At 66.6% G+C, this 22,478-nt stretch carries 19 protein-coding genes and 1 pseudogene; 5 read left to right on the top strand and 15 right to left on the bottom strand.

Features of this window, described 5'->3' with window-relative positions; genetic code table 11:
• Window positions 1-90: 90 nt before the first annotated feature.
• Window positions 91-2,445, top strand: coding sequence for a beta-N-acetylhexosaminidase (locus AC27VL_RS17445; protein WP_488767603.1), 2,355 nt, complete (start codon window positions 91-93; stop codon window positions 2,443-2,445).
• A gap of 204 nt (window positions 2,446-2,649) precedes the next feature.
• Here the strand turns inward: AC27VL_RS17445 and AC27VL_RS17450 are convergent, their stop codons facing one another.
• Window positions 2,650-3,042: a VanZ family protein gene (locus AC27VL_RS17450; protein ID WP_099820927.1), complete on the bottom strand. Its 393-nt coding sequence runs from the start codon at window positions 3,040-3,042 to the stop codon at window positions 2,650-2,652.
• The gene (locus AC27VL_RS17455; RefSeq protein WP_191078212.1) at window positions 3,039-4,223 is read right to left on the bottom strand and encodes a class I SAM-dependent methyltransferase; all 1,185 of its coding nucleotides are present in this window, start codon (window positions 4,221-4,223) and stop codon (window positions 3,039-3,041) included. The genes AC27VL_RS17450 and AC27VL_RS17455 overlap by 4 nt, the downstream gene beginning before the upstream one ends.
• Window positions 4,224-4,282: 59 nt before the next feature.
• Between AC27VL_RS17455 and AC27VL_RS17460 the strand changes: the two genes are divergently transcribed.
• Entirely contained in the window at window positions 4,283-5,020 is a 738-nt protein-coding gene (locus tag AC27VL_RS17460; protein WP_025878691.1) for a pteridine reductase, read from the top strand.
• A gap of 61 nt (window positions 5,021-5,081) precedes the next feature.
• On the opposite strand, the gene folK is transcribed toward AC27VL_RS17460, so the two are convergent.
• Window positions 5,082-5,582 carry a 2-amino-4-hydroxy-6-hydroxymethyldihydropteridine diphosphokinase gene (gene folK, locus AC27VL_RS17465; RefSeq protein WP_488767605.1) on the bottom strand — a complete coding sequence of 167 codons (501 nt, stop codon included), beginning with the start codon at window positions 5,580-5,582 and terminating at the stop codon, window positions 5,082-5,084.
• 93 nt (window positions 5,583-5,675) lie between these two features.
• Between folK and AC27VL_RS17470 the strand changes: the two genes are divergently transcribed.
• Window positions 5,676-6,425 (top strand): proteasome-type protease, encoded by a 750-nt coding sequence (locus tag AC27VL_RS17470; RefSeq protein ID WP_205406344.1) that lies wholly within the window; start codon window positions 5,676-5,678, stop codon window positions 6,423-6,425.
• 104 nt (window positions 6,426-6,529) lie between these two features.
• Here the strand turns inward: AC27VL_RS17470 and AC27VL_RS17475 are convergent, their stop codons facing one another.
• The 4 genes and pseudogenes from AC27VL_RS17475 to AC27VL_RS17490 form a co-directional block, all read right to left on the bottom strand.
• Window positions 6,530-8,041 carry an ATP-binding response regulator gene (locus tag AC27VL_RS17475; protein WP_180166038.1) on the bottom strand — a complete coding sequence of 504 codons (1,512 nt, stop codon included), beginning with the start codon at window positions 8,039-8,041 and terminating at the stop codon, window positions 6,530-6,532.
• 4 nt (window positions 8,042-8,045) lie between these two features.
• Window positions 8,046-8,486 (bottom strand): response regulator, encoded by a 441-nt coding sequence (locus AC27VL_RS17480; protein ID WP_025878695.1) that lies wholly within the window; start codon window positions 8,484-8,486, stop codon window positions 8,046-8,048.
• Window positions 8,483-10,300 (bottom strand): sensor histidine kinase, encoded by a 1,818-nt coding sequence (locus AC27VL_RS17485; RefSeq protein ID WP_447935582.1) that lies wholly within the window; start codon window positions 10,298-10,300, stop codon window positions 8,483-8,485. Before AC27VL_RS17485 ends, AC27VL_RS17480 begins: the two co-directional genes overlap by 4 nt.
• A gap of 202 nt (window positions 10,301-10,502) precedes the next feature.
• Window positions 10,503-10,739: pseudogene (locus AC27VL_RS17490) on the bottom strand (BON domain-containing protein); the annotation flags it as partial.
• Window positions 10,740-11,074: 335 nt separating this feature from the next.
• Here AC27VL_RS17490 and AC27VL_RS17495 point away from each other — a divergent pair.
• A complete protein-coding gene (locus AC27VL_RS17495; protein ID WP_488767609.1) occupies window positions 11,075-12,118 on the top strand; it encodes an oxidoreductase in 1,044 nt (347 codons plus the stop codon).
• Between the two features lie 232 nt (window positions 12,119-12,350).
• Here the strand turns inward: AC27VL_RS17495 and gnd are convergent, their stop codons facing one another.
• The 7 genes from gnd to AC27VL_RS17530 all read right to left on the bottom strand — a co-directional run bounded on the left by gnd (window position 12,351) and on the right by AC27VL_RS17530 (window position 19,734).
• Window positions 12,351-13,256 (bottom strand): phosphogluconate dehydrogenase (NAD(+)-dependent, decarboxylating), encoded by a 906-nt coding sequence (gnd, locus tag AC27VL_RS17500; RefSeq protein WP_176019582.1) that lies wholly within the window; start codon window positions 13,254-13,256, stop codon window positions 12,351-12,353.
• 10 nt (window positions 13,257-13,266) lie between these two features.
• Window positions 13,267-14,505, bottom strand: a complete 1,239-nt coding sequence (locus AC27VL_RS17505) for a hypothetical protein (protein ID WP_488767611.1) — start codon at window positions 14,503-14,505, stop codon at window positions 13,267-13,269.
• Window positions 14,506-14,522: 17 nt separating this feature from the next.
• Window positions 14,523-15,140, bottom strand: coding sequence for a DUF2242 domain-containing protein (locus tag AC27VL_RS17510; protein WP_205406348.1), 618 nt, complete (start codon window positions 15,138-15,140; stop codon window positions 14,523-14,525).
• Between the two features lie 175 nt (window positions 15,141-15,315).
• On the bottom strand, window positions 15,316-17,493 hold the full coding sequence (locus tag AC27VL_RS17515) for a carboxy terminal-processing peptidase (RefSeq protein ID WP_108266575.1): 2,178 nt from the start codon (window positions 17,491-17,493) through the stop codon (window positions 15,316-15,318).
• Between the two features lie 233 nt (window positions 17,494-17,726).
• Window positions 17,727-18,737: a lipoyl synthase gene (gene lipA / locus AC27VL_RS17520; RefSeq protein ID WP_191077421.1), complete on the bottom strand. Its 1,011-nt coding sequence runs from the start codon at window positions 18,735-18,737 to the stop codon at window positions 17,727-17,729.
• A 17-nt stretch (window positions 18,738-18,754) separates the two neighbouring features.
• On the bottom strand, window positions 18,755-19,435 hold the full coding sequence (lipB, locus tag AC27VL_RS17525; RefSeq protein WP_229979891.1) for a lipoyl(octanoyl) transferase LipB: 681 nt from the start codon (window positions 19,433-19,435) through the stop codon (window positions 18,755-18,757).
• Window positions 19,436-19,455: 20 nt separating this feature from the next.
• Complete coding sequence (locus AC27VL_RS17530; protein WP_032975372.1) at window positions 19,456-19,734, bottom strand: YbeD family protein; 279 nt, start codon at window positions 19,732-19,734, stop codon at window positions 19,456-19,458.
• A 296-nt stretch (window positions 19,735-20,030) separates the two neighbouring features.
• Here AC27VL_RS17530 and AC27VL_RS17535 point away from each other — a divergent pair, with 296 nt between their 5' ends.
• Window positions 20,031-21,089 (top strand): lipid A deacylase LpxR family protein, encoded by a 1,059-nt coding sequence (locus AC27VL_RS17535; protein WP_165378114.1) that lies wholly within the window; start codon window positions 20,031-20,033, stop codon window positions 21,087-21,089.
• A 312-nt stretch (window positions 21,090-21,401) separates the two neighbouring features.
• Here the strand turns inward: AC27VL_RS17535 and AC27VL_RS17540 are convergent.
• Window positions 21,402-22,478: D-alanyl-D-alanine carboxypeptidase family protein (locus AC27VL_RS17540; protein ID WP_488767613.1), on the bottom strand; the 1,077-nt coding region annotated here is incomplete at its 5' end.

The following is a 22,478-nucleotide window of genomic DNA, read 5'->3' on the forward strand; positions in this document are numbered from 1 at the left end:
AGTCGTGCACGCACGCCGGGCCTGGGTCATTCCGGGCCCGGCGTTTTTCATGTATAGCGAACATCGCACCCGATCCAAGGAGTCGTTCCGATGACGAAGCCCACCCGCGCCAGGATGCGCAGCCTTCTGTTGCTGGGCAGCCTGCTGGCCGCCCTGCCCGTGCTGCCGGCACTGGCCGCCGATGCCCCGGCACTCGATACCGGCCCCGGCCCGCAGCTGCGCGCCGGCAGCCTGATGCTGATTCCCGCACCGGCCAACGTGCAGCGCGGCAACGGTGCGGGCATCACCGTCGGCGCGGGCACCGTGCTGCATGCCGATGGCGAAGCCGCACAGCGCGTCGCTGCACAGTTCGCCGATCTGCTGGCACGCAGTGGTGGGCCGCGCCTGGTAGTGGCCAACGGCAAGGCCGCCGCCAAGGGCGGCAGCATCCGCTTCCAGATCGTGCCGACCTTCCGCGACAGTGGCGAGGGCTACACGCTGGAAAGTACCGCGCAGGGCGTGCTGGTGCAGGCAGGCAACGAGACCGGCCTGTTCTACGGCGCAACCACGCTGGCTCAGCTCGCCACCGGCGGCAGCAAGGGTGTGCTGCCGGCCGTGCAGATCCAGGATGCGCCGCGTTTCAGCTGGCGTGGCTTCATGCTCGACTCGGCGCGGCACTTCCAGAGCCTGGATGAGATCAAGCGCGTGCTCGATGCGATGGCCGCGCACAAGCTCAACACCTTCCATTGGCACCTGACCGACGACCAGGGCTGGCGCATGGAGATCAAGCGCTACCCGAAGCTGACCGAAGTCGGCAGTTGCCGCCTGCCAGCCGGTGACGGCGGCATAGATCCGATCAGCGGCAAGGAACATCCGTACTGCGGCTTCTACACGCAGGACCAGATCCGCGAAGTGATCGCGTACGCGGCCGCGCTGCATATCCAGGTGATTCCGGAGATCGATGTACCCGGCCACGCCACGGCTGCGATTGCCGCCTATCCGGAACTGGGCACGATCGATACGCCACTGAAGCCGTTGAGCGAATGGGGCGTGTTCCCGAACCTGTTCAACGTCGAGGACGGCACCGTCACCTTCCTGGAAAACGTGCTGGAAGAAGTCATCGCCCTGTTCCCGGCCAAGTACGTGCACGTGGGTGGCGACGAGGCAGTGAAGGACCAATGGGAGGCCTCAAAGCAGGTGCAGCAGCGCATGCGCGCGCTCGGCATCAAGGATGAGATGGCCATGCAGAGCCACATCATCAAGCGCCTGGAAACCTTCCTGGAAGAACACGACCGTCGCCTGATCGGCTGGGACGAAATCCTTGAAGGCGGCCTGCCGCCGCAGGCCACTGTGATGTCCTGGCGCGGTACCGAGGGTGGGCTGGCCGCGGCCAGCGCGGGCCACGATGTGGTGATGTCCCCGGTCAGCCATCTGTACCTGGATTACCTGCAGACCGCCTCGCCGAACGAGCCGCCGGGCCGGCCGACGCAGGTGAACCTGGCCAAGCTCTACAACTACGAACCGGTGCCGGCCGAACTGGCCGCCGACAAGCGCGGTCACATCCTCGGCCTGCAGGCGAACATGTTCACCGAGCACACGCGCACCTATGCACGTCTGCAGCACAACCTGTTCCCGCGACTGGCCGCCGTGGCCGAGACCGGCTGGAGCACGCCGGAGCATCGTGATTTCCGCGACTTCCTGGCCCGTCTGCCCTCGCAGCTGCAGCGCTATCGGGCCTGGGGCCTGGCGTATGCACAGACGCCGTTCGAAGTGGGCGTGGCTTACACCGATGACCGCGCGGCGAACACGGTGACCGTGTCGCTGGCCAATCCGCTGGGCTATGAAGTGCGCTACAGCAGCGACGGTCAGCCGGTGACCGCGCAGTCGCCGCTGTACCAGCAGCCGTTGACGTCCACGCTTCCCGCGACGGTGCAGGCGGCTGCGTTCTACCAGGGCCAGCCACTGGCTGCGAAGCCGACGGTGACGTCGTACACCGCGCAGTCGCTGCTGTCGCGGCACAGCGAAGAACTGCGCAGCTGCGTGGGCGAGAAGGGCCTGGTACTGCGCCTGGAAGACGATGGTCCGCGCGAAGGTGCGCGTGCGGTGTTCACCGTCGACATCTTCCAGCCGTGCTGGCGTTGGCCGCAGGCACAGCTCGATGGCATCGGCAGCGTGGAAGTGCGTGCGGGCCGCATTCCGTACTACTTCCAGCTGGCGCACGACGAGCCGAAGCGACGCTTCGAAAAGGCCCGGAGCGCGCACGGCGAAATGCTGATCCGCCGCGGTGACTGCACGGGCAAGGTACTGGCACAGGTGCCGCTGCCGGCGCAGACCGATGCCGATGGCTTCGTGACCCTGCGCGCAGCGCTGCCGAAGGGCACCTCGGGTACGGGTGATCTGTGCATCAACTTCACCGGCGACACGCGCCCGGCGATGTGGGTGCTGGATGAGGTGACGCTCCGGTAGCTGCCAACCTTGGTTGGCGCTTTGCGGCCGGATCCACGCATGACGTGGATCTACCGGTAGTTGCCAACCTTGGTTGGCGACGGGGAGTTTCATCCACGCGTGGCGTGGATCTACCGGTAGTTGCCAACCTTGGTTGGCGACGGGCAGATTCATCCACGCATGGCGTGGATCTACCGGTAGGTGCCAACCTTGGTTGGCACGCCTTCACCCCCGCCAGCGCAGCAGGATGTCGCGCAGCGGGGTCAATGCGGTGGCCATCCCCGCCAACACGCCGATGGTGTTGGCCACCGCATCCATCGGATCGGCCATGCGGTTGCTGGTCAACGCGCCCTGCGCAAATTCGATGCCGATGCCCATCAGCACCAGGCCAGCCCCCACCCACAGCAGCGGACGGCCACGCCGGAACAGCTGCACCGCGCTGCCGGCCAGGATGAAATAGGCCAGGAAGTGCTCGCCCTTGTCGCTGTTTTCCGGCAGCGGGATCGGCGGCGGCGGAATCAGGCAGACCACGATCACCGTCAGCACCGCCAGCACCCACAACGCGCTCCACAGGCGTGGCCGCCGCAGCGGCTTGATCACCGGCAACGCTGCACTCACAGGCGCCAGCTCAGGTCGCCCAGTTCGAAGGCCGGTTCGAAATCGACGTCACGCTGCAGGCCAATGGCCTGGAAACGCTCGCCCATCTCCGTTGGCAGGGTCAGCTTCTTCACCTGGTCACGCAGCTGGATGCGGCCCACTTCATCGGTGCGCTCCTCGGCCAGGGTCAGTACCTGGTCCAGGCCGTTGCCGAGCAGAAAACTGGCCTGGCTGCAGTAACCGGCCAGTTCGAAGCCGCCGTGCAGGCCGGCCTCCGCCATGGCGGTGAAATCAACCGATGCGGTGATGTCCTGCAGGCCCGGCCAACGATGGATCTCGTTGTGCACGTGATGGCGGTAGAACGCACGCACGGTGCCGTCATCGCGCTCTTCCTGGTAGAACTCGCCCCGGTTGTAGCCGTAATCGACGAACAGCATCGCGCCGCGGCGCAGGCCACCGGCCACCGCCTGCAGCCAGTACGGCAGCTGCGGCAGCACCTCGGAACGGTAGCCGTCGGCAAAGGGCTTTTCCAGGTAGCGTTCGAGATGGCGCACAGCGCCGTTGAGCAGCAGGTCGGCCGGCTGCGCGCCACGGATGAAATTGCCCTGCCCGTCCAGCTCGACCGTTTCCTCGTACACCTCGCCGTCCTTGATCAGGAAGCGCGGTGTCGGCAGCGCATCGATCACCTCGTTGGCGAACACCACGCCGTCCCAGTCGTCCTCGAACGGGCGATCGAGCCATTCCACCCGGCTGGCCAGCTCGGGCGGCAGGTTCTGCTGCAGGCGCTCCTGCTGGCGCTGGCGCAGGTCCGCGCTGGGTTCGAGAATCGCGTAACGGGCCGGCAGCGCGTCCAGCTCGGCCAGTCGCAGCAGCACCGCCTCGGCGAAGGCGCCGGTGCCGCCGCCCAGTTCCAGCATCCGTGCCTGCGCATCGAGCTGGCCGAACACCGGCGCCAGGGCATTGGCCACGCTGCCGGCGAACAGGCTGCCCAGCTCGGGTGCAGTGGTGAAATCGCCGCTGCCGCCGAATTTGCTGGCACCGGCGCTGTAGTAGCCCCAGCCCGGCGTGTACAGGCACAGCTCCATGAAGCGGGAGAACGGCATCGCCCCGCCCTGTGCGAGGATCTCGGCGCGCAGTGCGGCGGCCAGTTGATCGCTGTGGGCCAGGGCATCGGCTTCGGGCAGGGGGAAGGTAGGCTGCATGGCGTCTTCGAATGCGGTGACAATGGTGCACAGGATAGCCGAGCCTTGGAGGACCCTCGATGAGTGATACCGCCCCCGTGGCCCTGATCACCGGCAGCGCGCGCCGGATCGGCGCGGCCATCGCCCGCCAGTTCCACGCCTGTGGCTGGTCGGTGGTGCTGCACGCCCATACCTCCAGCGCCGAACTGCAGCAGGCCGCCTTCAACCTGGACAACGAGCGCCCCGGCAGCGTGCTGGCGTTGCAGGCCGACCTGCGCGACGCCGACGCCCTGGCCGATCTGGTCGAGCAGGCGGTGACCCACTTCGGCCGCCTCGATGCGCTGGTCAACAACGCCTCCAACTTCTTCCCTACCCCGCTCGGCCAGGTCACCGCCGAGGCGATGGACGAGCTGTACGCGGTCAACGCGCGCGCGCCGCTGCTGCTGGCCCAGGCCGCCGCGCCGTACCTGCGCCGCCAGCACGGCTGCATCGTCAACCTGACCGACCTGCACGGCACCGACCCGATGCGCGACCACATCGCCTACACGATGGCCAAGGCCGCGCTGGAGATGGCGACCCGCTCGCTGGCGCTGGAACTGGCGCCGAAGGTGCGGGTGAATGCGGTGGCGCCCGGTGCGATCCTGTGGCCGGAACAGGGCAAGGACGATTTCGCCCGCGAGGCGCTGCTGGCGCGCACGCCGCTGGCGCGGATCGGCACGGTCGAGGAGATCGCCGAAGCGGTGTACTGGCTGGCGGCCGAGGCCAGCTTCGTCACCGGCCATACCCTGCGTGTGGATGGTGGGCGTACGGTGAGTTGATCGTTCAGCCACCCATGGGGTGGCTCTACAGTAGAGCCACCCCATGGGTGGCTGCGTCGGGTCAATCCAGCGCGTCGGGATCCAGCTCGACCGTCTCGAACGCTTCGCCAAACTGCTTGTGCGCGCGCCACAGCGTGGCCAGGTCCAGGCCGCTGACCGGATCGATGAAACCCGGGGCGATATCGGCCAGCGGCTTCAGCACGAAGGCATGCTTCAGTTCCGGGCGCGGAATGCGCAGATGGCCGGGGCCTTCCACCACCAGGTCGCCATAGAACACCACGTCGACATCCAGGGTCCGGTCGGAGAAACGCGGACCGCTGCGGTCACGACCGTGCGCATCTTCCAGCGCATGCAGCCAGTCATCCAGTTCCTGCAGCGGCAGGTCGGTCTCGATGGCAACGCCGTTGTTGAGGAAGGCCGGGCCCTCGAAACCGACGGCGGCGGTGCGGTAGGCGGCAGACACCTGCAGCGCACCAAAGCGCTCGCGCAGGGCCGCCACCGCAGCGTGGAGGTAGCGGCGGGGGTGGACGTTGCTGCCCAGGCTCAGGAGCACGGTGGTCATGCGGTTCCGGTAACGGCAATCAGGTGGAGTGCGGGCATGCCATCGTCACAACGGCCTGCCTACAATCCGGGACGCATATGATAGGGCACCGACATGACCTATTGCGTTGGAATCGAGGTGGACGAGGGCCTGGTCTTCGCCGCCGACACCCGCACCAATGCCGCGTTGGACGATGTCCGCGTGCACCGCAAACTGCACGTGTTCGAATACCCCGGCCAGGCCGCCTACGTGGTGATGGCGGCCGGCAACCTGGCCACGACGCAGTTGCTGGTGTCACGGCTGAAGCGCGATGCCGACGAGCGGCGCACACCGAACCTGCGCGACATGGCCCATCTGTTCGAGGCCGCGGCCTACGTCGGCTCCCTGCTGGTGGACAGCCAGGTGCAGAACCAGCACACCGAACACGGGCATGACGGGGTGAACACCCAGGCGACGCTGATCTTCGGCGGGCAGATTGCCGGCGAACAGCCTGGCCTGTACATGGTCTACCCGCTGGGCAACGCCATCGCTGCCTCGCCGGAAACGCCCTATCTGCAGATCGGTGAATCCAAGTACGGCAAGCCGATCCTGGACCGCATCCTGACCCCATCCACGCATCTGGAAGACGCCGCACGCACGGCAATCGTTTCGCTCGATTCGACCATCCGGTCCAACCTGTCGGTGGGCCTGCCGGTGGATATGGCGCTGCTGCGGGCCGGCGAACTGCGGATCAGCCAGCAGCTGCGGCTGGGCGCCGATTCAGCGCTGTACGCCGACATCCATCAGAACTGGTCGCGGCGGCTGGAACAGGCGGTGGAAAGCCTGCCACGGTTTCCGTGGGAAACGACGGATCGCCCGGGCTGAAACGCCGCCGCTGCACGCCTGTAGAGCCGAGCCCATGCTCGGCTTAGGCAGCCGATGCAGACAGCAGCCGAGCATGGGCTCGGCTCTACGGCGTTCCCTCGACGTCAGCCCAGCGCGTCGGCCACCGCGCGGAACACCTGCTGCATCTGCAGCGGCTTGCGCAGCAGGTGCACCTCGATGCCGGCGGGGAACACATCTGCCGGCATTTCCCCGGCAGCATCTTCCAGCACCAGTGCCGGGCCCCGGTATCCGAGCGTAGCCATCTCACCCAGCAGCTGGCTGGCCGACAACAGCTTGGAGCCGGCATCGGCAATCACCAGCGCCGGCATCGCCTCCTGCTGCATCCAGCGCAGCGCCGCCGGGCCATCGGAGGCCAGCTGCAGCTGATAGCCTTGGCTGGACAGCGCATTGCCCAGCAGCGAAAGGCGCGTGGCTTCACCATCGACCACCAGGATCGACTGGCCACTGCCCAGCGCCACCAGTTGTTCGATCGGTTCGCCGCCCTCGGCGCTGGCATGCATCGGCAGGCGCAGCTCGAAGCAGGTGCCCTGCCCCAGCTGGCTGTTGACGTGGATGCTGCCACCGGCGCCTTCAACGATGCGCTTGCAGGAAATCAGGCCCAGCCCGGTGCCATCGGCCTTGGTGGTGAAGAACGGATTGAACAGATGCGACAGCGTGTCCGCATCCATGCCGGTGCCTTCATCGACCACCGCGATGCGCAGCCAGTCCTCGCCATCGCGCTGGCCGCCATGGCTGGCGGTCAGACTCAGGTTGCCGCCATCAGGCATCGCCTGGATCGCGTTGAGCGCCAGGTTCAACAGCACCTGCTGCAATTCGGTGTAGTTGGCATCGACCACCAGGCCCTCATCCTCGACCACCAGGTCCAGGCGGACGCCATCGGGCACGTTGCTGCGCAACAGCAGCGCCACGGCCTGGAACAGGTCGTCGATGTGGATGCGCTCGCTGGCCTTGCGCGACCCACGCACGAACGACAGCATCGATTCGGCCATCTCATGGCCACGGCGACCGCACTCGGCGATCACATCGGCCAGGTGGTGCAGTTGCGGATCCTGGGTACGCGCCTTCAGCAGGTCCGGCATGATCAGCAGCGGCTGCAGGATGTTGCGCAGATCGTGGCTGAGACCTGCGGCCAGCAACGACAGGCTTTCCAGCCGCTGCGCGCGCATCAGCTCGGTTTCCACCCGCGAGCGCTCGATGGCGCTGCGTGCCTCACGCACCGCGCGCGCCACGGCGGACGGCAGGCGTGCCGGCTGGTGCTTGATGATGTAATCGTTGGCACCCTTCTGCAGGGCCGCCACCGCGTTCTCCTCACCCATGGTGCCGGAGACGAAGATGAAGGGCACCTCCGGCAACGCGTCGCGCACGATGCGCAGCGCGTCGTCGCCGGAGAAGCCAGGCATGCTCAGGTCGGACAGCACGATGTCCGGCTGGAAGCGCGCCAGCGCATGGCGCAGGTCGTCCGCACTCTCGACACGCTCGAACGTGGCCTCAAGGCCTGCATCGAGCATCTGTTCGGACATCAGCTCGGCATCCTCGGGGGAATCTTCCACCAGCAGGATGCGCAATGCGCCGAGTGCGGGACCGGTCAGGGGCATGGGCTTACTCGATCTCCGGAGCCTGGTTGATCAGTGCCCAGAACTTGCCCAGGGTCTGCACTGCGCCGAAGAACTGGTCCACGTCCACCGGCTTGACCACGTATGCGTTCACGCCCATGTCCCAGCTGCGGGCCAGGTCGCTTTCCTCGCGTGAGGAAGACAGGATCACCACCGGCAACCGCTTCAGCTCGTCGTGTTCGCGGATCTGCCGCAGCACTTCCAGGCCATCCATGCGCGGCATCTTGATGTCCAGCAGCAGGACCGCTGGCAGGCCTTCTTCGCGGCTGGCGAAGGCGCCACGGCGCAGCAGGTAATCCATCACTTCCACGCCGTCTTCGACGTGCACGATGGGATTGGCCAGCCGCGCTTCCTGCAGCGCATCGATCGCCATTTCGGCGTCGGCCGGGCTGTCTTCGGCAAGGAGGATGGTGCGCAGCGTCGTCATGCGATGGGGCCCTGTTTGTCCGCGTCGAGCACGGGGGGAAGATAGAAGTGGAAGGTGGCGCCGGCATCCGGTGCGGCTTCGGCCCAGATGCGGCCGCCGTGGCGGGTCAGCACCCTGCGTACGCTGGCCAGGCCGATACCGGTGCCCGGATAGTCGCTGGCCTTGTGCAGGCGCTGGAATACGCCGAACAACTTGCCGGCGTAGGCCATGTCAAAGCCTGCACCATTGTCGCTGACCGTGAACTGATGACCGCCATCGGGCTGCTGCTGGTAGTCCACGCGGACCTTCGCCGGCTCGCGGTTGGCCGAGTATTTCACCGCGTTGCCCAGCAGGTTCAGCCAGACCTGGCGCAGCATGTTTTCGTCGCCCACCACGATCGGCAGCGGCGCGATGCTCCACTCCACCTGATGGGCATGGCCGCTGCTCTCGGCTTCGCTCTGCACGTTCGCGTCGAGCATCGCGCGCGTATCGGCCACCAGCGATTGCATGTCCACGGTCTGCTGGCGCATCGCTGCGCGGCCCAGGCGCGAATAGACCAGCAGGTCGTCAATCAACGTGGCCATGCGCCGCGCTGAACCGGAGATCACCCCCAGGTAGTGCTGGCTCTTCTCGTCGGCCGCCTCGCCCAGGTGGCGCGACAGCTTGTCCGAGAAACCGGCGACATGGCGCAGCGGCGCGCGCAGGTCGTGCGACACCGAGTAGCTGAACGCTTCCAGCTCGCGGTTGACCTCCGAGACCTGGGCAACCTTGCCTTCCAGCTGCCGGTTCAATTCTTCAACGCGTGTCTGCACCGCGCGCTGCACGGTCACATCGCTGACGGTCAGCAGCACCACTTCGTCGTCGGTGTCAGGCAGCGGCATGCGCCGCGCGTTGAGCAGCATGTAGCGGGACATGCCGTCGGCGCCGCGTTGTTCGTGTTCGAAATCCCACAGTTCACGGCCGCGCAGCAATACGTCGGCCAGACGCTGGCGAACCACCGGGTCACGCCATGCGCCTTCACCTACGTTTTCCAGCAGCAGGCCATCGGCACGCTCATCCTGCAGCCCGTACAACTCGGAGAACGCGGGATTGTGCAGCTGCACGCGCAGCTCGCGATCCAACAGCACGATCGGTTCGCGCACGGTCTGCAGCACCGACGCCGCGCGCGCAGCCGCACGCTGCGACTGTCGTTCAGCCTGCAGGCGGCGGCCGATCTGTCGTTGCAGCAGCCACAGCACCAGGCCGAGCAGCGCCAGCTGCACCAGCAGCGAGCTCCACGAGACGAAGTTGGTCTGCCGCTTCTGTCGCTCCGCCTGCGCGGCGCGCTGGGCCAGCAGCGCTTCCTCGCTGGCCTGCAGTTCTTCCACCAGGCCGCGGATCGGGTAGCGCGTGCTCAGGTCCTGCACCAGCTCGCGCTGATCGCTGTTGGGTTCAGACTTGGCCAGCTCACGCGCAACCCCCATACGGCCTTCCAGCATCGACTGGATGCGGCCGATGCGGATCAGCTGGTCGGGATTGTCGCGGGTCATCCGGCCCAGTTCGGCCAGCCGCTCGGGGATATCGTTGGCCTTGGCCATGCGCTCGCGCAGGCCTGGCGCATCCACGCCCTTGGACAGCGTCAACGCAGCCGATTCGATGTCACGCACGTCGGTCTGCAGCTGCTGCAGGGCCACAGTCACCTGCTGGGTATGGGTCACCCAGCCCATGGCCAGCTCGTTGTCCTGCTGCAGTTTGCGCAGGGTCAACCACGGGACCACGATGATGGCTGCCGCTGCCAATGCCAGAGCAGGCAGTCGCCAGCGATCCCAGATGTCATCACTGAAAACCAGCGCCATAGTTCCTCGTCAGCTCAACTGCGGGAGTGCGATCCGGACAGGATCGGCCGCAGCGGAACCGGCAATATAGCGCAGCCGGTCACATCTCTGGGGTAATCGGTCCATCAGGCGGGCCGCCCACCCGCACGCGTCGAGCAGGCCCGACGCTATAAAACAGGGGCGCCCCCGTGGGAGCGCCCCTGCTGGCAACCTGCGGTGTCGATCAACGCTTGGCGGCACTGACCTTCAGCGCGGCGGCATCAACGCGGGTCACGCCCTTGATGCCCTTGGCGGTGGCGATGGCCTTGTCATGCTCGGCCTTGGTGGCAACGGTGCCGCTCAGGCTGACCACGCCATTGACCGTCTCCACCTTTACTTCGGTACCCGGCACATTGCTGCTGGCGAGCAGATCGGCCTTGACCTTGGTGGTGATCCAGCTGTCGGTGACCGGCTCGTTGGAATCATGGCGGTCGGCATGGGTCATCGCCGAATGATCGGTTTTCGGCGGGCTCTTCGCTGCGGCGTCCTGGGCGAAAGCGGCCGAGGAGGACAGCGCCAGGCCCAGGGTGAGGGCGGAAGCCAACAGCGTACGGGTCGTGGTGCTCATCGTGTGGTTCTCCTACTGGTTGGTGCGACCAGTGTCGCCAACTGCTTGTAGTGCAGGCGTGGCGCTGCGGTCATGCTCACGTGAATGGGCACCCCTGCAGCGGGAATCGTTCAGCTTCCGGGCGCGTAGTCATCTCGTTTACCCTGAGGTTCCTGTCCTGCACTTTCCGATCCGCGCGGAGTCTTCCCATGCGCCCCGAGCTGCAACTGGCCCTGATCGGCTACGGCCTGGCCGGCCGCGTCTTCCACGCCCCGCTGATCCAGCACACGCCGGGGTTGGCCCTGCACAGCGTCGTCAGTTCGCAGCGCGATACGCTGCTGCGCACCTTCAGCGATGTCCACATACGCGCTACCGCGCAGGAGGTCTTCGATGACCCTGCGGTGGATGCGGTGGTCATCGCCACGCCGAACGAACAGCACGCGCCGTTGGCCATCGCCGCGCTGGCTGCCGGCAAGCACGTACTGGTGGACAAACCGTTCGTGGTGAACGTAGACGAAGCCGAGCAGGTGCTGGCTGCAGCGCGCAGTGCCGGACGCATTGCCACCGTGTTCCAGAACCGGCGCTTCGATGCGGATTTCCTGACCCTGCAGGCACTGCTTGCCGAGGGCACGCTGGGTGACATCGCCGAATGCCACGCCCATTTCGACCGCTACCGCCCGCAGGTGCGCGAACGCTGGCGCGAGCAGGATGGGCCGGGCAGCGGCCTGTGGTACGACCTGGGGCCTCACCTGCTGGACCAGATGCTGGTGCTGTTCGGCTGTCCGCCGGCGATCGATGCGGACCTTGCCGTGCAGCGCGAAGGCGGCAGCGGCGTCGACTATTTCCACGCGGTACTGCATTACCCGCGCCATCGCGCGATCGTGCATGCCGGTTCACTGGTCGCGGCGCCTGCCCCTCGTTTCGCCGTGCATGGCACGCGGGCCAGCTGGATCAAGCATGGCCTGGACGTGCAGGAGGCGCAGCTGCGTCGCGGCGTTGCGCCAGGCGCGCCGGGATGGGGCATCGATCCGCACCACGGCGAACTGCTGCACTGCGATGCGGAGGACAACGTGCAGCGCAGCACCGTGGACAACCTGCCGGGTGACTACCGGCGCCTGTATGCCGACTTCGCAGCGGCGATGCAGGGCGAGGGTGAGCCGACGGTCAGCGCGCAGCAGGCGTTGCAGGTGATGCGGTTGCTGCAGGCGGGGATGGACAGCGCGCGCGAAGGGCGGCGGGTGCGGGTGGGGTGATCGGCAGGGCTGCGCCCTGCACCTGCCGAGGCAACGGCAACGGCAACGTCAAAAGCGGGCATTCCGTGGGATGGCAACGGGCTCTGACCCCATGCGTGACGCATGCGGACGGACGATGGCTGACAGTAGATCCACGCCATGCGTGGATGACGTCGAAACGCTCAAAGAAGGCTTTCAGTTACGGGGTCAGAGCCCTTTCCTGCGGAAAGGGATCCGACCCCGGCGCCGGTGCTTACGACTTCTTGATGGCGTGGCCGCCGAATTCGTTGCGCATCGCCGACAGCAGACGGTCGGTGAACGAGTTCGACTCGCGCGAACGCAGGCGTTCGAGCAGCGACAGGGTGATCACCGGTGCCGGCACGTCCAGCGCAATCGCTTCGGCGACGGTCCAGCGGCCTTCGCCGGAATCCTCCACGTACGGTGCGATGCCATCCAGCGAGGGGTTGCGCTTGAGGGCTTCGGTGCTCAGGTCCAGCAGCCACGAACGCACCACGCTGCCGTGGCGCCATACTTCGGCCACCTGCGCCAGGTCCAGTTCCATCTCCTGCTTGCGCTCCATCAACGCGAAGCCTTCGGCGTAGGCCTGCATCATTCCGTACTCGATGCCGTTGTGGACCATCTTGGTGAAGTGGCCTGCGCCGGACGGGCCGACGCGCGCCCAGCCGCGGTCCTCGGCCGGTGCCAGCGTGCGCAGCAGCGGTGCGATCTGTTCGACCACTGCTGCATCGCCACCCACCATCAGGCTGTAGCCTTCCTGCAGGCCCCACACGCCGCCACTGGTGCCACAGTCCACGTAGCCCAGGTCATCTTCGGCCAGCGCCTTGGCGCGACGGATCGAGTCCTGGTAGTTGGAGTTGCCACCGTCGATGACGACGTCTCCTTCGGCCAGGTGCGGGGTCAACTGGCCCAGCGTCTGGTCCACGGTCTCGCCGGCCGGCACCATCAGCCACACCACGCGCGGCACCGGCAGCGCGGCCACTGCGGCGGCCAGCGAATCCACCACCTCCAGGCCGGCCTCGGCGGCGCGCTGGCGGGCGCCCTCGCCCGGGTCGTAGCCGACCACGCGGTGGCCACCGCGGTGCAGGCGCTGGGCCATGTTGGCGCCCATGCGGCCGAGGCCGATCATTGCAATATCCATTGTTTCACCTTCAGTTGTTGTCGGAAGTCAGGCTGCCTGGCCGGCCGGTCGTCGCGCAGTGGCGCAACTGCGCCTCACGCCAACGCCGGTAGAGCGTGGTATGCAGATTGTGCAACGCCAGGTCGATGGAAAACGGCGTGCGCGGATTGCGGTCGAGCAGGCGGATGATGTGATAGCCGACAGGACGTATACCGCGTGGGTGCACGTAGATCACGAACTGCTGGTAGAACGCATCGTCCAGCAACTGGTCCATCTGCTGCACGACGTCGCGATAGCGCGGGGCCAGCTGCGCACGCAGGACCGGATCGCGCTCGTACAGCAGCCGCTCGAAATAGCGTTGGCCGACACGCGGAATGCCCTGCGCCAACTGCCACAGGGCACGATTGCGCTGGTCGTACCAGGCCAGGCCGCCGTGTTCTGCCAGGGCCCGCGCGGCCCCCTCGCCCACCTCCACCACGACGAAGTTTTCCGCCTGGTTGCTGAGGTCGTCCAGCGTGCCTTTGTCGAATACGTGTTCGATGAAGCCCGGCAGCCCGACGAATGCCTGCCGCCCCATCGCCGAGGTGCGCACGGCCTTGCCGTCGGCCAGGAACTGGCCGGCCTGCGCGCCCAGCAGGATGCTGTCGGTGTCGTGCAGGCCAAGGAAGGTGCCGATGGACAGTTCGTCCGCAGTGAACTCCGCATCGAAGGCCGCATCGCCATACAGCTCGCGCTGCGTAGCCAGCTGCGCGACCTGACGGCCGACACCGCACTCGGCACGCACCCGGCCGGTGTAGAACGCATCCAGTGCGCGGCTGTTGCTGGCGGCCGGTACATAGCCGCGGCCGAAGCTGCGCACCCGCTGCCAACCCTGTGCCGGGGCGCCGCGTGCGCCAAAGCCGATCCAGCCCAGCTGCACACCGGTGAAGCGGAAGGATTCATTGTCCTGCAGTGCCTGCGTAGCGCGTTGCACGGCACCGCCCAGTTCAAAGGCGTAGGCACAGACCGTGGCCGGGTCATCCAACAACTGCTGCAACAGGGCCTGCCGGTCGGCCTCGGCCAGCGTTCCCGGCCAACGCACGCGCAGATCACCGGCTGCCTGCGCCTCGGCCAGCGAGGCTCGCGTACAGACCGGACCACCGCGTACCTGCGGTGCGGTGACCGCGGTGGTGTCGAAGCGCCACCCCAGCCGCTGCAGCAGGCCCTGGGTGCACTCGGCCGTAGCGGCCAGCGCGCTCAGGGGCCAACCCAGCAGCAGGGCCCATGCCATCACCCTGCCGCGCACGTTCAGCCCTGGTCCGTTGCTGCCGGCACTGGTTCGGGCTCGGGCCCGGCCGCAGGCTGCGGCGACGCGGCCGGTTGCGGTTGCGGCTCTGCTTTCGTTGCCGCTGGCAGGTACTGCTGCAGGCGCTGGAAGAAGCGCCGATAGAACTCGGCATCGGTGATCGTGCTGCTGGCCACTTTCACCAGCGAGTCGTCATTGCTGCCGAATGGCAACGACACCGAGCCCAATGCGCCCACGCCGACACTGGCCGAGGTCGGGCTCTTCTTCAGCGCATAGCGATCCTGCACGGCGCTGACGAACACCAGCGCCTGGCTGCCACGCGGCGCGCACGAGATACGCAGCACCAGTTGTTCGTGGTCATCCTCGCGCGGCTGGAAATTCTTGTTGCCTTCCACCTGTGCGTCGTCCGACCGTGCGATGGCATAGCCCTGGCTGAGCAGCGTGCGTCGTGCCGCCTCGCAGGCTTCGGCCGGACGGCCATCGACGGTGCGCGAGAACGTATCCCCCGAATCGAAAGACTCACGCAGCACTGTGCTGTCGGCGGCACGACCACCACAGGCGGTCAATGCCAGGGCACTGGTGGCGGCCAGCAGGGAAGCAGAAAGAAGGGAGGCCCGCATGGGTACTCCTGCGAAGACGGTAACCCCGAGGGTAGCCCCCTGCCCGTGTGCACCGGGTCGAAAACACCGGCCCCCTCCCCCACCGTTGTTCCCGGTTCATGCAAAAAGGGGACGGAGGGGATCAAGTCGTTTGTGCCACCAACGACTTCATCCGCTCCGCCCCCTCCTCAGTCAATCAGTCGGCCCAGCGGCCTGCGGCGGTGGACTGCGGCAGCACCTGCGCGGACAGCGGACGGTCGGCCTCCAGCAGGTTCACCGCGTCGGCCAGGATCGAGGCCGATTCACGCAGCAGCGGGTCCGGGCGCTTCTCGGCGGCCTTCTCGCGGGCGGCATCCTTGACGATGTCGCGCTCGTTGCCGGTCAGGCCGTCATCGCTGCTGTCATCGGCCAGCGGGTCCAGGGCCAGGCCCAGTTCCTTGCGCACGATCTGGCGCTGCTTGCGCTGGGTGTCCTGGCGCTCGCGTTCGGCACGACGGGTTGCTTCATTCAGCGAGACGTACTTCTTCGCTGCTTCGGTACGGAACTGCTCCACGTCCTCGTTCCACCACTGGAACTCCTTGTCGGTGGCGATACGCGAGTCGTGGCGCGTTTCCAGCTTCGGCAGCAGCGGCGCGAAGTTGCCGTACTGGGTGTGCGGCACTGCGGCGATGCGGGTCCACGGCAGCGCGTTGTCGTAGGTGCTCTCGCCGAACTCGGTGGCATCGACGCTGGCCGGGAACGCCAGGTCCGGCACCACGCCCTTGTGCTGGGTGCTGCTGCCACTGATGCGGAAGAACTGGGCGATGGTCAGCTTCACCTGGCCAAAGCGCTGGGTTTCGCCGCTCGGCCAACGGTCGAGGTCGACGATGTTCTGTACGGTGCCCTTGCCGAAGCTGGTTTCACCGATGACCAGGCCGCGACCGTAGTCCTGGATGGCACCGGCAAAGATCTCCGACGCCGACGCCGAACCACGGTTGATCAGCACTGCCAGCGGGCCATCCCATGCCACGCCCTGGTTGCGGTCGCTGTTGACGGTGACGCGGCCACCGGATTCGCGCACCTGCACCACCGGACCCTGCTCGATGAACAGACCGGTCAGCTCGATGGCTTCATCCAGCGAACCACCACCGTTGTTGCGCAGGTCCAGCACCACGCCGTCCAGCTTGTCGGTCTTGAAACCCGCCAACAGCTTGGCCACGTCGCGGGTGGCCGACGCATAGTCGGCGGCGTTGCGACGACGGCCTTCGAAGTCCTGGTAGAAGGTCGGCAGCTTGATCACACCGACCTTGCGTGCCGGCTCGCCATTGGCGGCCGGGATGGTCATGGTCTCGCCCTTGGCCGCCTGTTCGGCCAGGCGCACCTTCTGCCGGGTCAGCACCAGGGTGTGGTGCTTGCCGTCGACGCCGGCTTCGGCAGGAATGAATTCCAGCTTGACGTCGGTGTCCTTGGCGCCACGGATCTTGGCCACGACATCATCGATGCGCCAGCCGATCACATCTTCCACCAGCCCGGACTTGCCCTGGCCGACACCGACGATGCGGTCACCCGGCTTCAGCGTGCCATCCACGGCCGCCGGGCCACCGGCGATGATCTCGCGGATCACCACCACATCGTCCTGGCGCTGCAGCTGCGCACCGATGCCTTCCAGCGACAGCGACATCGCCTGGTTGAAATTCTCGGCGGTACGCGGGGTGAAGTAATCAGTGTGCGGATCAACCGCGCTGGTGTAGGCGTTCATGAAGAACTGGAAGGTGTCTTCGCCCTTCAGTTCGTTGACCGACTTTTCCAGGGTGGCGTAACGCTTGTCCAGCGTCTTGCGGATGTCATCGGACTTCTTGCCGGCCAGCTTCAGGCGCAGCCAGTCGTTCTTCACCGACTTGCGCCACAGCTCGTCGAGTTCGGCATTGGAAGCGGCCCACGGCACCTCCTTGCGGTCGTACTCGAAGCGCTCGTCGGTGGTGAAATCCGGTTCCTGCTTGAGCAGCTTGCGCGCATAGGCCACACGCTCGCCGACGCGCTGCTTGTAGATCGCGAACACCTGGAAGGCCGGCTCCAGTTCGCCGCCGCGGATGGCATTGGCAATGCCGGCCTGGAACGGTGCGAAGCGGGTGATGTCGGCCTGGGTGAAGTACTGCTTGCCGCCGTCCAGCGTCTCCAGGTAGCGCTTGAACACATCCTTGGAGGTGGCTTCATCGAGCGCACGCGGGCGGTAGGCGTAGCGGCTGTCGGACAACAGGCCGTACACCAGCTTGGAGGTGGTCACCTGATCGGCGGTGGCGGCAGCCGGCAACGCCGGTGAGTCGGCCTTGGCCGCCAGCGCCAGCGGCGCGACCAGCGCCAGGGCCATCAGGAATGCGGGGGCTTTGAATTTCATTGACGTGCTCGAAGGCGCCTTGCCAAGGGGGAGACTGCAGGGTGTTCAGACACCGCGACAGTGCCGAAAGTTGCCGGGTTTGTCACCCGCCCACATTCGGTGGAAAACCAGCCTAGCGGGGCCGGTGTAGCAAATTGTGAATGCAGGCGAAGGCGTGCGGACCAACGGTCCGCACCCACCATGGTGGTGGTGACACCCATCGGTAGCGCCGGGCCATGCCCGGCGGTAACCGCTTACTGGACGCCGGCGCCCTTGGCCTGCACGTCGGCGTGGTACGACGAGCGCACCATCGGGCCGGAGGCCACGTGGCTGAAGCCCAGCTCGTAACCGTAGACTTCCAGCGCCTTGTAGTCTTCCGGCGTCCAGTACTTCAGCACCGGATGGTGATGCGCGGTCGGCTGCAGGTACTGGCCGATGGTGATCATGTCCACGTTGTGCGCACGCAAGTCGCGCATGGTGGCCTTGATCTGTTCGAAGTCTTCGCCCAGGCCCAGCATGATGCCCGACTTGGTCGGCACGTCAGGGTGCTGCGCCTTGAAGTTCTTCAGCAGGTTCAACGACCACTGGTAATCGGCACCCGGGCGCACGTTGCGGTACAGGTCCGGCACGGTTTCGATGTTGTGGTTGAACACGTCCGGCGGATTCTGCGCAAGGATCTCCAGCGCGCGCTCCATGCGGCCCTTGCCGCGGAAGTCCGGGGTCAGCACTTCGATGCGGGTGCCCGGCGACTTCTCGCGGATGGCGGTGATGCAGTCGACGAAGTGCTGGGCACCGCCGTCGCGCAGGTCATCACGGTCGACGCTGGTCACCACCACGTACTTCAGGCCCATGTCGGCCACGGTCTGGCCGAGGCTGGCCGGCTCGTTGGCATCGGGCGGCTTCGGCCGGCCGTGGGCCACGTCGCAGAACGAGCAGCGACGGGTGCAGACCTCGCCCAGGATCATGAAGGTGGCGGTGCCGTGGCCGAAGCATTCGTGGATGTTCGGGCAGCTGGCTTCTTCGCACACGGTCACCAGACGGTTCTCGCGCAGCTTGGCTTTCAGGTTCTGCACGGCATTGCCCGAAGGAATGCGCACGCGGATCCAGGAGGGCTTGCGCAGCACCGGCACGTCGGCGAACTGCACCGGCGAGCGGTTGATCTTGTCCCCACCCATCTGCTTGACCCCGGCCTGCAACGGCGCGGTGGACGGAAGCTCGGCCTGCACGATCTGCAGGGGAATGGTGCGGGCAGTGGTTTCAGTCATGGCGTTTCCGGGGGCGGTCAGGCGGCCGCAGAGAGATCAGGCAGTTCAGGCACGGGCTGCAGCAGCAGGCCGAACTGGCGGGCCAGGTGGTCCAGCAGCACCGGCTTGACGGCGTCCATCCCGGACGGTCCGCCCAAGTCTAGCACCGTGGTCACCTGCAACCCCTCGTAACCACAGGGGTTGATGCGGTGGAAAGGGTCAAGGTCCATGGCCACGTTGAAGGCCAGGCCATGGAAGGTGCAGCCGCGGCGCACGCGGATGCCGAGCGCGGCGATCTTGGCGCCGCCGACGTATACGCCCGGCGCGCCGTCGAGCCGTTCGGCACCGATGTTCCACTCGGCCAGCGTATCGATGATGGCCTGTTCGATGCGGCACACGTAGTCGCGCACGCCGATGCCCAGCCGCGGCAGGCGCAGCAGCGGGTAGATCACGATCTGGCCGGGGCCGTGGTAGGTCACCTGGCCGCCGCGATCGACGTGGACAACCGGGATCTCGCCCGGCGCCAGCACGTGTTCGACCTTGCCGGCCTGGCCCAGGGTGAACACCGGATCGTGCTCGACCACCCACAGCTCGTCGAGCGTGTCGTCGTCGCGCTGGTCGGTGAAACGCTGCATGGCGTGCCAGACCGGTTCGTAGGGCTGGCGCCCCAGGTCACGGACCACCGCCGGGCGCGGCGGACGCGCCTCGGGGGCCGCCACTTCGGCAGGGCAGCTGACGGCTACACCGTCCACTTCACTTCCGGGTGGTCGCGCAGGGCCTGGTGGGCCACGTCGTACTGTTCACGGTTCTCGGCCCGGAAGACCAGGCGCACCGAGACGTACTTGCCGTTGGACGAATGCTTCCAGCTGATGCGCTCGTTCACCACGTCAACGCCAGCAGCCAGCAGCAGGCGGGGGAGTTCATGCTCCAGGCCGCGGTTGGCCGGGCCCATCGCGCTGAGCTCGAACTGACCGGGGAACTGGAAGCCGTGTTCGGGATTGTCGGACTTGATTTCCATGCGCCCATTATCGGGCCGCAGGGCAACAAACCCAAGAGTATTCATATAGGCCGGCGGCACCGCAGGCGGGCCGCTGCGTTGCAGCTGAACATCCATTCAGGCCCGGACCCGGGTCTCAGGGCCCCCGCGTCCATCCGCGCAGCTCCCCCTGCGGTAACCAATTGTGTCGATCAGACAATGTTGTTTTCGGAACAGACAAGTGATCCCAGCGCGCTCGTTCCGTCACAGCACCGGGAGTAACGTGTCGTTGCATAAAACGACAAACAAAAGCCCCCTTCCCGATGATCATCCCATCCATGCGTCACCTCGCAGCCTTCGGGCTGTCCGGCCTGCTGGCCACCGCCCTCCCCCTTTCCGCCCAGGCGGCCGAACAATGCGGCCCGGACGCGATGCGCGAGCATCCGCCGCAGGTCAATTTCCGCGTCGACAACGACCTGTTCGGCGGCCGCCACCAGGACCAGGGCTATACCAATGGCGCCCAGCTGACCCTGGTCTCGCCCAACCTGGTCGACTACACCGATGACCCCTGCCTGCCGCGCCTGGCGCGCTGGGTGAACAGCCACCTGGAAGCGCTGCACCCGGGCAAGTTCGAACAGCAGAACATGATCTTCAGCGTGGCCCAGGGCATCTTCACCCCTACCGATCCCACCCGCAGCGACCTGATCGAGGATGACCGGCCGTATGCCGGCGTGCTGCTGGTCAGTTTCGGCTTCAACGCGCGCAGTGGCGATCGCCTGCAGACCACCCAGCTGTCGCTGGGCGTGGTCGGGCCGTGGGCGCAGGGCAAGCAGGTGCAGGACGCCGTGCACAGCGTGCTGGGCGATGAGAAGTTCAAGGGCTGGGACAACCAGCTGCACAACGAACCGGTGTTCATGCTGACCCACGAGCGCATGCGCCGCTGGCCGGGCGATGCCAGCATCAATGCCGACGGCTGGGGCTGGGATGCGATCAGCCACTACGGCGGTTCGATCGGCAACCTGGAAACCAAGGCGAACATCGGCGGCGAAGTGCGCTTCGGCTGGAAGCTGCCCGACGATTTCGGTAGCACCCCGCTGCGCCCGGCCGGCGAGAACACCGCGCCGACCCGCGGCGGCAAGCCGTCCGGCTGGTCGTGGCACCTGTTCGCCACCACCGATGCGGCGTGGGTGATCCGCGATATCACCCTGGACGGCAACACCTTCCGCAACAGCCACAGCGTGGACAAGCGTCATGTGGTCGCCCAAGGCGGTTATGGCATCGCGGTGATGCGCGGCCGCTGGAAGTTCGCGATGGCGCGCTACCACAGCACCCGCGAATTCGATGGCCAGCGCCAGTCGCCGGTGTTCGGCAGTTTCACCGTCAGCCGCTCGCTGTAAGCAATCGGGCTGAGGGTGGTGCCGGCCGCTGGCCGGCTCCAGGCATAGCCGGATGGGCTGGTGGTAGTGCCGGCCGCTGGCCGGCTCCAGGTATATCCGGATGGGTTCATGGGGAGCCGGCCAGCGGCCGGCACTACCCGTATCTAGTCGGGTTCATGAGGAGCCGGCCAGCGGCCGGCACTACCCGCATCCGGGCGGCATCGTGAGCGGCCGGCATTACCGGCATCCGGACGAGTTCATGCGGAGCCGGCTCCCGAAACAGAAAAGGCCGGCATTCGCCGGCCTTTTCCGTTCACCGCAGCACGCTGCGGATCATTCCGATTCCCACCACATCCAGAAGCTGTCCCACAGGCGCTTGAAGAAGCCGGCCTGCTCGACCGCAGCCACAGCCACCAGCGGCGCTTCGGCCACCAGCTTGCCATCCAGGGTGACCTTGACGGTGCCGATCTGCTGGCCAGCGGTGAACGGCGCCTCCAGGGTCTTGGGAACGTCGATGCTCGGCTTCAGGTCGTTGTAGCGACCGCGCGGCACGCTGACCAGCATCGGCTGGGCGACGCCCAGCTGCACCTTGTCGGTGGTGCCCTTCCATACCTTGTGCTCGGCCACGGCCTTGCCCGGCTCGTACAGGCGGTGGGTTTCGAAGAAGCGGAAGCCCCAGTTCAACAGGGCCAGGCTGTCATCGGCGCGCTGCTTTTCCGACTGGCCGCCCAGCACCACCGCGACCAGACGCTGGTCACCGCGCTGGGCCGAACTCATCAGGCAGTAGCCGGCCTCGGACGTGTGGCCGGTCTTGATGCCGTCCACGCTGCCATCGCGCCACAACAGCAGGTTGCGGTTCGGCTGCTTGATGGTGCCGACCTGGAATTCCTTGATCTTGTTGTACGCGTAGGTTTCCGGGTAATCGCGCACCATCGCGCGACCCAGCAGGGCCAGGTCGTAGGCGCTGCTGTGATGGCCCGGGGCGGTCAGGCCGTGGGCGTTCACGAAGTGCGAGTTCTTCATGCCGATCTTGGCGGCGTAGCTGTTCATCAGCGAAGCGAAGGCTTCTTCGCTGCCGGCCACGTGCTCGGCCAGGGCGATCGCGGCGTCATTGCCGGACTGGATCGCCATGCCCTTTTCCATGTCTTCCAGGCGTGCGGTCTGGTTGACCGGGAAGCCGCTGTAGCTGCCGTCGGTGCCGGCGCCACCTTCGCGCCAGGCGCGTTCGCTCATCATCACCTGGTCGTCCGGACGGACCTTGCCGTTCTTGACCTCGGCGGCGATCACGTAGGACGTCATCACCTTGGTGATGCTGGCCGGGGCCAGCTGTTCGTTGATGTTCTCGCCTGCCAGCACCTGGCCGGTGGCGTAGTCCATCAGCACCCAGGCCTTGGACACGCTGGGTGCGGG

It is taken from the genome of Stenotrophomonas sp. 14P6.2.3, from assembly GCF_057799055.1.